The organism is Rhizobium johnstonii 3841, assembly GCF_000009265.1.
Taxonomy (GTDB): domain Bacteria; phylum Pseudomonadota; class Alphaproteobacteria; order Rhizobiales; family Rhizobiaceae; genus Rhizobium; species Rhizobium acaciae.
In genome coordinates this window covers 2,532,940-2,545,167 of sequence record NC_008380.1, presented here as the reverse complement: position 1 = coordinate 2,545,167, position 12,228 = coordinate 2,532,940, and the positions used below count along the sequence as shown (strand labels likewise).

The 12,228-nt window shown below is 61.3% G+C and carries 13 protein-coding genes; 7 read left to right on the top strand and 6 right to left on the bottom strand.

The features are described from left to right. The first annotated feature begins 38 nt into the window (after positions 1-38). Positions 39-227: a hypothetical protein gene (locus RL_RS12450; RefSeq protein WP_003539671.1), complete on the top strand. Its 189-nt coding sequence runs from the start codon at positions 39-41 to the stop codon at positions 225-227. A gap of 14 nt (positions 228-241) precedes the next feature. Here the strand turns inward: RL_RS12450 and RL_RS12445 are convergent, their stop codons facing one another. After that, positions 242-2,614, bottom strand: coding sequence for an alpha-amylase family glycosyl hydrolase (locus RL_RS12445; protein ID WP_011651980.1), 2,373 nt, complete (start codon positions 2,612-2,614; stop codon positions 242-244). 257 nt (positions 2,615-2,871) lie between these two features. Between RL_RS12445 and RL_RS12440 the strand changes: the two genes are divergently transcribed. From RL_RS12440 to RL_RS12420, 5 genes are all read left to right on the top strand, one after another. After that, entirely contained in the window at positions 2,872-4,734 is a 1,863-nt protein-coding gene (locus RL_RS12440; protein WP_011651979.1) for a calcium-binding protein, read from the top strand. Between the two features lie 129 nt (positions 4,735-4,863). Continuing rightward, positions 4,864-5,166, top strand: a complete 303-nt coding sequence (locus tag RL_RS12435; protein ID WP_011651978.1) for a membrane protein — start codon at positions 4,864-4,866, stop codon at positions 5,164-5,166. Positions 5,167-5,244: 78 nt separating this feature from the next. Continuing rightward, the gene (locus RL_RS12430; protein ID WP_011651977.1) at positions 5,245-5,751 is read left to right on the top strand and encodes a winged helix-turn-helix transcriptional regulator; all 507 of its coding nucleotides are present in this window, start codon (positions 5,245-5,247) and stop codon (positions 5,749-5,751) included. Between the two features lie 13 nt (positions 5,752-5,764). Beyond that, on the top strand, positions 5,765-7,030 hold the full coding sequence (gene fabF / locus RL_RS12425; protein WP_011651976.1) for a beta-ketoacyl-ACP synthase II: 1,266 nt from the start codon (positions 5,765-5,767) through the stop codon (positions 7,028-7,030). A gap of 81 nt (positions 7,031-7,111) precedes the next feature. After that, on the top strand, positions 7,112-7,540 hold the full coding sequence (locus RL_RS12420) for a DUF4864 domain-containing protein (RefSeq protein ID WP_011651975.1): 429 nt from the start codon (positions 7,112-7,114) through the stop codon (positions 7,538-7,540). Between the two features lie 31 nt (positions 7,541-7,571). Here RL_RS12420 and tgt read toward each other — a convergent pair whose 3' ends face one another. The 5 genes from tgt to coaD form a co-directional block, all read right to left on the bottom strand. Continuing rightward, positions 7,572-8,702 carry a tRNA guanosine(34) transglycosylase Tgt gene (gene tgt / locus RL_RS12415; RefSeq protein ID WP_011651974.1) on the bottom strand — a complete coding sequence of 377 codons (1,131 nt, stop codon included), beginning with the start codon at positions 8,700-8,702 and terminating at the stop codon, positions 7,572-7,574. Then, positions 8,699-9,784 (bottom strand): tRNA preQ1(34) S-adenosylmethionine ribosyltransferase-isomerase QueA, encoded by a 1,086-nt coding sequence (gene queA, locus RL_RS12410; protein ID WP_011651973.1) that lies wholly within the window; start codon positions 9,782-9,784, stop codon positions 8,699-8,701. The genes tgt and queA overlap by 4 nt, the downstream gene beginning before the upstream one ends. A 75-nt stretch (positions 9,785-9,859) precedes the next feature. Continuing rightward, the gene (locus RL_RS12405) at positions 9,860-10,369 is read right to left on the bottom strand and encodes a peptidylprolyl isomerase (protein ID WP_003539661.1); all 510 of its coding nucleotides are present in this window, start codon (positions 10,367-10,369) and stop codon (positions 9,860-9,862) included. 29 nt (positions 10,370-10,398) lie between these two features. Then, positions 10,399-10,971: a peptidylprolyl isomerase gene (locus RL_RS12400; RefSeq protein WP_011651972.1), complete on the bottom strand. Its 573-nt coding sequence runs from the start codon at positions 10,969-10,971 to the stop codon at positions 10,399-10,401. A 42-nt stretch (positions 10,972-11,013) separates the two neighbouring features. Next, the gene (gene coaD / locus RL_RS12395) at positions 11,014-11,508 is read right to left on the bottom strand and encodes a pantetheine-phosphate adenylyltransferase (protein ID WP_011651971.1); all 495 of its coding nucleotides are present in this window, start codon (positions 11,506-11,508) and stop codon (positions 11,014-11,016) included. Positions 11,509-11,914: 406 nt separating this feature from the next. On the opposite strand from coaD, the gene RL_RS41135 reads away from it, so the two are divergent. Further along, positions 11,915-12,193 carry a hypothetical protein gene (locus RL_RS41135; RefSeq protein ID WP_028744078.1) on the top strand — a complete coding sequence of 93 codons (279 nt, stop codon included), beginning with the start codon at positions 11,915-11,917 and terminating at the stop codon, positions 12,191-12,193. Positions 12,194-12,228: the final 35 nt, after the last annotated feature.

Genomic DNA, 12,228 nt, shown 5'->3' with positions numbered 1-12,228 from the left:
CTTTCCGAGTGTTGATGGTGCGCCGTGGAGGAACCCTGATGATCCTGAAAATCCTTGCCCCCAAGATCGACGCAGATTGCCATGACACCGGCACCTGGCCCGATGGGATCTTCGCCGAAAACCGCATCGATCTTTCCGCTCGCCGCGATGGCCGTCGTCGCTCGCCGCATGAGCGCGACTACGGCAATGACCGAAAAGTGGAAAATCTGCCGCTCGGCTTTGCCTGACCGTTCCGCATGCGTCACAGCTTACGAAAGACCAGAACGCCTGATGCCGGCAACACGGCATTCAGCACTCCCGCCGTGGCTCTGATTCTTCCGCCGCCATTACCGACGTTCCAGCCGCCATATATCTGAGCATCGGTATTGAAGATCTCCTCCCAGAGGTCATCGCCCAGACGTTCGCTGTACAGCCGATAGCCGTGTTCGAAGGGAGCGTCGTTCAGCGACCCCACAACGAGGAAATCCTCGCCGTCGTTCCATCGATGAAACGCGATCACCCGATTTTCATCGTGAACCAGGGGAATGGCGATGTTGCGGGAGCGAATGGCATCCTGTTGGACGCTCAGCGCGATCAGATCGCGATAACAGCTGATCATCGCTGCCCCGCTGCCATCAGCTTCGCCGAGAATATTCTCCCGGTTGTCGAGGAAATCATTGTAGCGATAGGGTTTCTGGGCGCCGATTTCCTCGCCCATGAAAAACATCGGCGTGCCCGGGGATAGCAGCGTCATCGCCGCCGCGAATCGGGATCTCGCCTCTGCCCATGCCCTGGTCTCGCCGACAACAGGCGCGAAATTGACCGCGATAACAGTGGTTCGTGCCGATCCTTCACGATTGCCGCAATCGTCATGCGACTGGTTGTAAACCACCTTGGATCGCGCGCTTGTCTGCAATGCGCCGGCAAGAGACGACATGGTCAGCGCCCGCTTGTCCCCGAAACCGGCATTCTTCAACAGCTGCGCCTGCGCGCCACGGTGATATTCGACGAGGTTGTGATGAAAATCGCCGTACCAGGTCGCATCGAAGCCGAGCCCGTCGCCGGTCAGGCTTGGCTCCGTCATCGCCGACCAGTCCGAATAGTCCTCGGCCGTCAGGAAAAGCTGCGGCTTGATCAGCCGCATCGTGCGGGTCCACTGCTTTAGGAATTTGGCGCCTGATGCAGCCGCCCGATCGGCGCGCCGGCCATCGGCATGCACGACCGGATATTGATGGATCGAACTTGTCTGATCGAGCCGGAAACCATCGATATGGCAGACCGAGACAAGAAATGCCGCGCTCGAGATGAAAAGCTGGCGCACGGCTTCCTCATGGAAGCGAGGCGCCCATCCCGTCGAGATGTTGTCGATATAGCCGCCTGTCGGGTCGGCGTAATCGCCGGGGCGTCCCTCGTACCAATAATAGATATTGCGGGTGTGATCGTTGGAATCATAGGCCCATTGCGCCCGTTCGCCGTCCGGATCGAAGTGGTTGTAGCAAACATCGAGGATGACGGCGATGCCGCGCCGGTGGCAGGCCTTGACGAACATCTTCAGCCGGTCGGTGCCGCCAGCCCCCTGATCGGCGGCAAAGAAATGCGACGTGCCGTAACCCCAGTTGGCCCGCGTCTCGAATTCGGCAATCGGCAGCAGTTCCACGGCGTTGACGCCGAGCGCCGACAGATGCTCGACGAAGGCAATGGCATCATCAAGCGTGCCGGGCGTGGCCTTGCCGAAACCGAGTGCGCCGACGTGCAATTCGTAGATCACCAGATCCTCGAGCCGCTCCGGAAGTGTTCGGCCGCCAACGAATTCGTCAGCCCAGAACGTCTCGGCGGCAACCTCCTCCCCGGACGGCAGCACCACCCGCTTCGGGTCGCAGACCACCGAACAGCTTTGTGGTCCGTCCAATGCCGCCGGCGGTCCGTGATAGGCGGCTCCGTCGGGATCGAAGTCTCCCGCGCCGATCTGCATGAGGGACCAGATATCCGTGCGGTAGGCGAGCGATCCATCGTCCCTGGTGATGCGGTACATATAGGGCGTGCCGACCATGCTGTCGAAATCGGCAAGGTCGTGGTCCTCGCCGGTTTCAACGCTCCAGAATCCATCAACGGTCCTTCGCATCCCGATGGTTGCGATCGTTCCGGTGCCGTCATCGGCGATGTAACCGACGGCGGGATCGGCGAGCACGAGTGAAACGGCCCTGGCGTTTGGCGCCCAGACCGAAAAGCGGATGCCGTCGGCACTGTTGCGCTTCTCAACCCGGTTCGCCCCCAGACGGCCGATCCATGTTAGATAATAGGTCTGCGGCCCGATCCCCTGCTGGAGATCGAAGGAGCATTCGCGGCGCGAGGAGGCCTCATCGTCCAATTCAGCGGCGATCGCCCATAGGTCTGGAATGCCCGGCCGATCGAGTTCGATCCCCCAGCGAAAATGCGTACCGATCTCGCCATCGGGAAAGGGCACGCGGGCGACAAAAACATCATAGCCATCCTCGTCACGAGAGCGCTGCATCGGATGAGACGTCCACCCGTTCGCGGGATGGCCTTGCTCGTCCCAACTGCCGCGGAGACGGACATTGTCGAAGGCCATTAATGGCAAACCGCTGCGAAACCGAAATTGAACGTTGACGGTCATCGGATCCTCCAGGCCGTGTCGGATTTCGCGGGACCCCGCTCATGCGGCCGCCTCACTCGGCATGATCGGCCGGCTGAATGCAAAAATGCAAGCACAGATTCGGCATTCAATGCGATCCGGTACGGGCCACATTCAGGACAATATATCATGGTTAACGGGCAACACTGCGTAGCCCTCCTCCTGTATTAAATCGAATCGGCGTCAGAAATGGGGATAATTCCCATCGCCAATTCCCTCACGAACTGGGAGAAAAAATTTTGGCTCAAGCCGTTAGAATAAACGATATTATTCGTTCCTTTGGAATTGATACGCATATCGACTACACCGACGGAAAATATTCCAATGTCGGAGAAGTTGTTAAGGCTCTCGACTATCTTGGCCTTGATACCGTCCGCGATCATGCTCCCAACTCCGCTTCCGACCCCAACGGCCAAGCGCATCTCGGCGATGCGGCCGAGGCCGGCGTGCAATTCGTCTTCAGCGCCCAGCGGGAAGTCGACCCCGCCACCGTCGCCCAGCGGCTGCATACCTTCGTGCAGGCCCATCCCGGATCGGTCGTCGGCATCGAAGGTCCGAACGAAGTCAATAACTGGCCGGTCAGCTACCATGGCCTGAGCGGCCAGGCCGCAGCGGTCGCCTATCAGAAGGACCTGTCTGCCGCCGTCAACGCCGATCCCTTGCTGAAGAATATCCCCGTCCTCGGCTTTACCGGATATACGGTCGCGTCGGCCTCCGACTACACGACGATCCACACCTATGCGAAGGATGGCGACCAGCCATTCTCGTGGCTTTCCCGAGAATCCGGCGTTCAGCGCGCTGCCGATCCGGGCAAGCCACTGGCGATCACCGAAACCGGTTACCACACCTCGCTCACCGCCGACACCAATGGCGGTTGGGAAGGCGTCAGCGAAGCGACGCAGGCAAAGCTCCTGCTCAATACGCTGATGGACGGTGCGGCCCTCGGCTCGAAAAACACATTCATCTACGAGCTGCTGGACGCCTATTCCGATCCGCAGGGCACCAACCAGGAGCGGCATTTCGGTCTCTTTCATCTCGACTATTCAGCCAAACCGGCTGCAACGGCGATCCATAACCTCACCGAAATCCTTGCGGACGACGGCGCAACGAAGGCGAGCTTCAGCGCGGGAACACTCAATTATTCGATCGACGGCATGCCGTCGTCGGCCCGCAGCCTGCTGACGGAAAAATCGGATGGGAGCTACCAGATCATCCTCTGGAACGAGCCAGATATCTGGAACCAGTCCTCGGACACAGCCATTCAGGCCGCGACAACAGCCGTCAAAGTCAATCTCGGGGCCTCGTTCGGCTTTGTGAAGGTCTTCGACCCGGTGACCGGGACGACGGCGATCAAAAGCCTCAGCAACGTGTCGTCGCTGACGCTCGATGTCACCGATCATCCCTTGATCATCGAGGTAGCAGGCAGCGGCGCCAGCACGCCGCCGGCCACCAACCATCTCTATGGCGGCGTCGGCAACGACACCTTCACCGTGACCAATGCGAACCAGATCGTCGACGAAAGCCGGGGCGGCGGTACGGACACCGTCAAGGCTTCTATCTCCTTCAGCCTGGCCGATCAGAAGCATGCGGTCGGAATGATCGAAAACCTCACCTTGACCGGGACGGCCAATCTCAGCGCAACAGGCAATAATACGGCCAACATTCTCACGGGCAACGGCGGAAACAATTCCCTCAACGGCGGGAAAGGGAACGACCGATTGGTCGGCGGGCTCGGAAACGACAAGCTGATCGGCAAGGCCGGTGCTGATGTTCTCACCGGCGGAGGCGGAGCCGATTCCTTCGTCTTCGATGTCAAGCCCAGCAATACCAGCGTCGACAAGATCGTGGATTTCTCCACAGCCGCAGGCGATAGGCTGGTGTTCGACGATGCGATCTTCACCGGGCTCAAGCCATCCGGATTTTCGGCCGAGAATTTCGTTCTCGGAACAAAAGCGCTCGAGGCTGATGATAAGCTGATCTATGACAAAGCCAGCGGCATTCTATCCTATGACGCGGATGGAAGCGCAGCGGGCGCGGCGATCCACGTCGCCGATTTCGACAATTCCGCAGCACTTCACTTCAAAGATTTCCTGCTTGTCTGACCCGGTCGGCCCGCCTCCCTCCGGGGCGGGCCTCCAGCGTCACGGGGAGTCGCGTCTCCTCCTCTTGCCGGTACGAAAATCCCGGCCACATTCTCCGTTGACGCCACTCACGCAGGTCAGGAGAAGCCTTTGCCGTGGATCGCCTATATCGCCCATTTCATCGCCGCGGCATTTCTGACCAACGGCATCCCACATTTCGTCAACGGCGTCAGCGGCAGGCCGTTCCGCATTCCCTTCGCGCCAGGGGCAAAGCTTGGCTCGCCGACGGCGAATGTCGTCTGGGGCTGGGCGAACTTCCTCATCGCCTTCCTGCTCTTTGCCAATATCGGGCCGCTCTATATCGGCACGCCGGGTGACACGATCTTCGTGGCAGCGGGCATGCTCGTTGCCGGCATCCTGCTCGCCCGGATTTTCGACGGTGACTCGATCTAAAAACGTGTCGCGCAAAAGTGTGCGGCGGTTTTGGAAGTAACTTGCATGATAATAGTCACTGCTGTAGTGACATCAGCCATGCAGCGAACGAGCTTCAGCGATTTCAAATGCCCGGCGGCGCGCGCGCTCGACAGCGTCGGCGACTGGTGGAGCATGCTGATCCTGCGCGATGCCTTTCAGGGGCTTTCGCGCTTCGACGAATTCCAGAAAAGCCTCGGCGTGGCGCCGAACATCCTGACGCGGCGATTGAAACATCTGACGGAAAAGGGGCTGTTCGAACGGCGGCTCTACCATCAGCGCCCTGCCCGCTACGAATATCTGCTGACGGACAAGGGCCGTGATTTCTTTCCTGTTCTGATGACGCTGTTTTCCTGGGGAAGCCGGCACATGCCGGAAGAGGACCTCGCCTTTCTCTTGGGCGATGCCGCTTCCGGCAGAGAGCGCGAGACGATGCTGGTCGATGCGCGGACCGGCGAAGAAGTGACACCCGAGAACACCAGCCTGCTTGCAGGCCCCGCCGCCGATGACGAAGTGCATGAGCGGATCGCCCGCATGCGCGCCTGGTATCTCGGCATCGACGCATAGAAAGGACAAAAGAATGGATCGCATCGTTGTCACCGGTATGGGACTTGTCTCGCCACTCGGCACCGGCGTCGAGCCTGCCTGGAACCGTCTTCTCGATGGCGGTTCGGGGCTGAGGATGCTGGCGGAGGATATCGTCGGCGAACTCTCGGCCAAGGTCGGCGGCATCGTTCCCGGTATCGCGGAAGATGCTGAGGCTGGTTTCGATCCCGGCCTTTATATCCCGCCGAAGGACCAGAAGAAGATGGACCGCTTCATCCATTTCGCCATGGCGGCAACGGAGGAAGCGGTGAGGCAGGCCGGCTGGATGCCCACTGACGAAGGCGAGCGCGAGCGCACGGCAACGATCATCGCGTCGGGCGTCGGCGGCTTTCCGGCGATCGCCGAAGCGGTGAGGATCGGCGAAACGCGCGGCGTGCGGCGGCTGTCGCCCTTCACCGTGCCCTCCTTCCTCGTCAACCTCGCCGCCGGCCAGGTCAGCATCCGCTACGGCTTCAAGGGGCCGCTCGGGGCTCCGGTGACGGCCTGTGCGGCCAGCGTCCAGGCAATCGGCGATGCGGCGCGGCTGATCCGCTCCGGCGAAGCGGATGTGGCGATCTGCGGCGGCGCCGAGGCCTGTATCGATAAGGTGAGCCTCGGCGGCTTTGCCGCCGCACGTGCGCTTTCCACCGGTTTCAACGAGACGCCGGAGCTGGCGTCTCGCCCCTTCGACACGGCGCGCGATGGTTTCGTCATGGGCGAAGGCGCAGGCATGCTGGTGATCGAGACACTGGAGCACGCGCTTGCCCGCGGTGCGACGCCGCTCGCCGAACTCGTCGGCTACGGCACGGCTGCGGACGCCTACCACATGACCTCAGGACCCGAAGACGGCAACGGCGCGCGCCGGGCGATGGAAGCAGCACTCAGACAGGCGAAGATCCCGGCTTCGGAGGTCAGGCATCTGAACGCGCATGCGACCTCGACACCGGTCGGTGACAGAGGCGAGATCGCGGCGATCGGCACGGTCTTCGGCCGCAATGGCGATATTGCCGTCAGCGCGACGAAATCGGCGACCGGCCACCTGCTTGGCGCCGCCGGCGGCCTGGAGGCGATCTTCACCATTCTTGCGCTGCGCGACCAGATCGCACCGCCGACCCGCAACCTCGATGAGGCTGATCCTGATGCCGACGGAATCGATATCGTCGGCAAGACGCCGCGGCCGCTAGCGATGAACTATGCGATCACCAACGGATTCGGCTTCGGCGGGGTGAATGCCAGCGCCCTGTTCCGCCGCTGGTCGTAAAGTCCACTTTCCTTGCGCTGAAAATCGCTTACACTTCTGCTCTATCGGCGATCCTTTCTCCGATAGAGCCGGAGATACCCCATGCGCGCCTTCTTCGCAGTTCTTATTCTGTGTGCCGCGTCCTTTCTCTCCCCTGTCACGGCCCGCGCCGAAGATCCGATCGACACGACGCGGACGATGATCGAGGACCAGATCAAGGCCTTCCTCAAGGACGATGCCGAGACCGCCTATTCCTTCGCCGCTCCCGGCATCCGGGCGCTGTATCCCGACAAGAACCTGTTCTTCGCCATGGTGAAGAAGAGCTACGAGCCGGTCTATCACCCCGGCAATTACGCCTTCGGGCGCAGCCGCTCGATCGACAACGGCGCGCTGATCTATCACGAGGTGCTGATTTCGGGCCGGGACGGCAAGGACTGGACAGCGATCTACCAGATCACGCGTCAGCCGGACGGCAGCTACAGGATCAACGGCGTGCAGATCATGCCGGACGCGGACAGCAAGGGCATTTGATCCCGATCTGATCAAACTTCGTCTGATTGGCTTAAACCGGTTCGAGATCGCCCCTCGCCCATTCCTCCTGCGTTTCCGCCATGAAATCAGCGAAGCGGCCTTCGGCGATCGCCTTGCGGATGCCCTGCATCAGTTCCTGGTAATAAGCGAGATTGTGCCAGGAGAGCAGCATGCCGCCGAGCGCCTCGTTTGAGCGGACGAGGTGGTGCAGATAGGCACGCGAATAGTCGCGCGAGGCAGGGCAGTTAGACTGTTCGTCGAGCGGGCGCATATCCTCGGCATGGCGGGCATTGCGGATGTTGACCTTGCCACGGCGGGTGAAGGCAAGGCCATGGCGGCCGGAACGGGTCGGCATAACGCAATCGAACATGTCGATGCCGCGGGCGACCGATTTCAGGATATCATCAGGCGTGCCGACACCCATGAGGTAACGCGGCTTTTCCAGCGGAAGCACGGGCAGCGTCGTTTCCAGCATCTGCAGCATGACATCCTGCGGCTCGCCGACGGCAAGGCCGCCGATCGCATAACCCTTGAGATCGAGCTGGGCCAGCGCCTCAGCCGAGCGGATGCGCAGCGCCGGGATATCGCCGCCCTGGACGATGCCGAACATCGCCTTGCCGGGCTGCTCCCCGAAGGCGACCCTGCAGCGCTCGGCCCAGCGCAGCGACATTTCCATGGCGCGCTCGATCTCCTTCGGTTCAGCCGGCAGCGCCACGCATTCATCGAGCTGCATCTGGATATCGGAGCCGAGAAGCCCCTGGATTTCGATGGAGCGCTCCGGCGACATATGGTGGAGACTGCCATCAACATGCGACTTGAAGGTGACGCCCTGCTCGTCGAGCTTGCGCAGACCTGACAGCGACATCACCTGGAAGCCGCCGGAATCGGTCAGGATCGGGTGCTCCCAGCGAATGAGCTTATGCAGGCCGCCGAGACGGGCGACGCGCTCGGCCGTCGGGCGCAGCATCAGGTGATAGGTATTGCCGAGGATGATGTCGGCGCCGGTCTCGCGCACCTGGTCGAGATACATCGCCTTGACCGTGCCGACGGTACCAACAGGCATGAAGGCCGGCGTGCGGATCTCGCCGCGCGGCATGGAAATTTGGCCTAGGCGTGCGCCGGCATCGGTCTTGTCAAGGGTGAATTGGAAATTGTCTGTCATCTGTCTTTCCGGAAAAGAAGGCTCGCGTCGCCGTAAGAGTAGAAGCGGTAGCCCGTCGAAATGGCGTGTTTATAAGCCGCGTGCATGGTCTCGAAGCCGGCAAAGGCCGAGACCAGCATGAACAGCGTCGAGCGCGGCAGGTGGAAATTGGTCATCAGCATGTCGACCGCCTTGAAGCGGTAACCCGGCGTGATGAAGATGCCGGTAGCGCCGGCCCAGGGCATGATCTCTCCGCTTTCCTCGGCTGCACTCTCGATGAGCCGCAACGAGGTCGTGCCGACACAGACGATGCGCCCGCCTCTTTCCCGCACGGCATTCAACCGGGCGGCGATCTCGGCGCTGACATAGCCGCTTTCGAGATGCATCTTGTGATCGGCGGTATCGTCGGCCTTGACCGGCAGGAAAGTGCCGGCACCGACATGCAGCGTGACGAAATGGCGTTCGATGCCGGCCCTGTCGAGCGCTTCGAACAGGCCCGGTGTGAAATGCAGGCCGGCGGTGGGGGCGGCAACGGCGCCCTCCTCGCGAGCATAGATCGTCTGGTAATCCGCGCGGTCGCGTTCGTCCTCGGGACGCTTGGCGGCGATATAGGGTGGCAGCGGGATATGGCCGACGGCGGCGATCGCCTCGTCGAGCGCCGGGCCCGAGAGATCAAACAGCAGCGTGACCTCGCCGGCCTCGCCCTTTTCCTCGACGGTGGCATCGAGCGAACCGAGGAAACAGCTTTCGCCGGAATGGCCGAAGGAGATGCGGTCGCCCTGCTTGATGCGCTTGCCGGGCTTGGCGAAGGCCTTCCAGCGGCTGGGGCTGGTGCGCATGTGCAGCGTTGCCGACACCTGCTGGCCGCCGGCGCCGTCGCGATGGCGGATACCCTCGAGCTGGGCGGGAATGACCTTGGTATCGTTGAAGACCAGCGCGTCGCCTGCCCGCAGGAAGGACGTGAGATCGCCGACGCGATGGTCCGACAGGCTGTTTTCCGCATTCGGATCGATGACGAGCAGGCGCGCGCTGTCGCGCGGCTCGGCGGGCCGCAACGCTATGCGTTCGTCGGGCAGATCGAAATCGAAAAGGTCTACGCGCATCAGAGCACTTTCAGGCAAAGCGAAACCCGCCCCCGCGCAGCTATGCGCAAGGGCGGGTTTCAGCAGAAATCACAATCAGACGTCGGCGGCAACCCGCATGGAGACGATCGAGTCCGGATCGGAAACCGGCTCGCCGCGCTTGATCTTGTCGACGTTGTCCATGCCTTCGATGACCTGGCCCCAGACCGAATACTGCTTGTTCAGCCAGGGCGCGTCGGTGAAGCAGATGAAGAACTGCGAATTGGCCGAGTTCGGGTTCTGCGAACGGGCCATCGAGCAGGTGCCGCGCGTATGCGTGGTCGCGGAGAATTCAGCCTTCAGATCCGGCTTCGAGGAGCCGCCCATGCCGGCGCGGCTGGGATTGAAGGTTTCCGAGCCCTTCTTGCCGAATTCGACATCGCCCGTCTGGGCCATGAAATCCTGGATGACGCGGTGGAAAACGACGCCGTCATAGGCCTTCTCACGGGCGAGTTCCTTGATGCGGGCGACATGCTCCGGGGCGACCTGCGGCAAAAGCTGAATGACAACCTTGCCCTTGGTGGTTTCCAGAATGACGGTGTTTTCGGGATCCTTGATCTCGGCCATTAGCCTTCTCCTCTTGTTTCTGTCGTAACTTACTTCTTGCCCAGGGTGACCTTGATCATCCGGTCGGGACTTTTGACTTCGCCGTTCTGGCCTTCGCCCTTCTTGATCTTGTCGACGTTCTCCATGCCGGAGACGACCTTGCCAACGACGGTGTACTGGCCGTTCAGGAAGGAACCGTCGGCGAACATGATAAAGAACTGCGAATTGGCGGAGTTCGGATCCTGCGAGCGGGCCATGCCGACCGTGCCGCGCACGAACGGAGTCTTGGAGAATTCAGCCGGGATGTCAGGCATATCCGAGGAGCCGGTGCCGGCAAGGCTCGCGTCGAAGCCCTTTTCCATGTTGCCGTATTTGACGTCGCCGGTCTGAGCCATGAAGCCATCGATGACGCGATGGAAGGCGACGTTGTCGTATTCGCCCTTCTTGGCCAGCGCCTCGATCTGGGCGACATGCTTCGGCGCCACCTCAGGCATGAGCTGGATGACAACAGGGCCATCCTTCAGCTGGATGGTGAGATAATGATCGGCCGACTGGGCGAAGGCATCCCCCGCGAAGGAGGCGAGATACAACACGCCGGCAAATGCGAGATAAAAGAGTTTCATATGAGCTCCATTGCGGCGGGTTCCGCCTAGTCTTTGCGCTTGCTAGTTTGGGCGCTTGGATGTGAGGGCTTGCAAGACGGCGGCCGGCACGAAAGCGCTGACATCGCCGCCCATGGCGGCGATCTGGCGGACCAATGTGGCGGTAATGGGCCGCGAGGCCGTGCCCGCCGGCAAAAAGATGGTCTGGATATCGGGCGCCATCGTCCGGTTCATGCCGGCCATCTGCATTTCGTAATCGAGATCGGTGCCGTCGCGAAGGCCGCGGATCAACAGCGTGGCGCCATGAGTGCGGGCGGCATCGACGACCAGATTGTCGAAGGCGACGACTGATATGTCGCCGGTCTTGCCGGGCAGCGCTTCAGCCAGAGAACGGCGGATCAGCTCAGCCCTCTCTTCGAAGGAAAAGAGCGGCGCCTTGCCGGGATGGATGCCGATCGCGACGATCACCTTTTCGGCGACGTTGAGCGCCTGGACCAGAACATCCACATGCCCATTGGTGATCGGGTCGAAGGACCCCGGATAGAAAGCTGTCGTCATGTGGCCCGACCGTTGGTTTGACGCCTTTTGTCACGGATGACGCCTTCTCGCAAGTGATTTGCCCGCCTCCGGCTAGAGCCTTTCCGGGTTAGATTGAAGCATTCTGTTGGCTCAAACGGAGTCGGATGGTCGACCGGCCGGCGCGCGTCGTAGCCCAGTTCTACGGCCAAACCGGCCGGTCGATCAGGCGGCCCGTTTCAGCCAACCCGAAGGGCCGGGCATCTTTGCGCCAGGGCAGTGGCGATCGGCTCGGACGTACCAAGGGGTATGCCCGTCGCCAATCGCCTTTGCCCTGACGAAAACCTGCTCCGGCAGAATGCTGCAATCTAACCCGGAAAGGCTCTACAGCGCCGCGCGTCTTTTCAGACGCGTAAAGGCCGTTATGCGCCGGGCGGTTAAACGGCGAATGAATGGCCCGTTCAAGACTGTTTCAGACAGGATCTGCTTAACTCCGATCATCAAAGCAGCCGATGCCATTCCGGCATCCGGCGCTCCCCGAAAGACCAGGTCCATGCTGATCGTGCTCGTTGCACTTGCCGTCGTTTCCTCCCTCGCCGCCGAGATGGCCTATGGCTATTTCGTCGATCGATACGAGATGAGCTGGGTGCGGCCGGAGCTTGTCGAGCATGCGGCGATCGTGCGCGCTCAGGGCCGGCTGCGTGAAAAAAAAGAGCTTCGAATCTGAATGCCAGATGAACGAGACATTCAAGGTCGCTTCAG

Bases quoted from the DNA above. Each gene is read 5' to 3' on its own strand.
- queA (WP_011651973.1), bottom strand. From the start codon at position 9,784: ATGCGCGTAGACCTTTTCGATTTCGATCTGCCCGACGAACGCATAGCG.
- RL_RS12430 (WP_011651977.1), top strand. From the start codon at position 5,245: ATGCAGCGAACGAGCTTCAGCGATTTCAAATGCCCGGCGGCGCGCGCG.
- RL_RS12450 (WP_003539671.1), top strand. From the start codon at position 39: ATGATCCTGAAAATCCTTGCCCCCAAGATCGACGCAGATTGCCATGAC.
- coaD (WP_011651971.1), bottom strand. From the start codon at position 11,508: ATGACGACAGCTTTCTATCCGGGGTCCTTCGACCCGATCACCAATGGG.
- RL_RS41135 (WP_028744078.1), top strand. From the start codon at position 11,915: ATGAATGGCCCGTTCAAGACTGTTTCAGACAGGATCTGCTTAACTCCG.
- RL_RS12405 (WP_003539661.1), bottom strand. From the start codon at position 10,369: ATGGCCGAGATCAAGGATCCCGAAAACACCGTCATTCTGGAAACCACC.
- RL_RS12400 (WP_011651972.1), bottom strand. From the start codon at position 10,971: ATGAAACTCTTTTATCTCGCATTTGCCGGCGTGTTGTATCTCGCCTCC.
- RL_RS12445 (WP_011651980.1), bottom strand. From the start codon at position 2,614: ATGACCGTCAACGTTCAATTTCGGTTTCGCAGCGGTTTGCCATTAATG.
- fabF (WP_011651976.1), top strand. From the start codon at position 5,765: ATGGATCGCATCGTTGTCACCGGTATGGGACTTGTCTCGCCACTCGGC.
- RL_RS12420 (WP_011651975.1), top strand. From the start codon at position 7,112: ATGCGCGCCTTCTTCGCAGTTCTTATTCTGTGTGCCGCGTCCTTTCTC.
- tgt (WP_011651974.1), bottom strand. From the start codon at position 8,702: ATGACAGACAATTTCCAATTCACCCTTGACAAGACCGATGCCGGCGCA.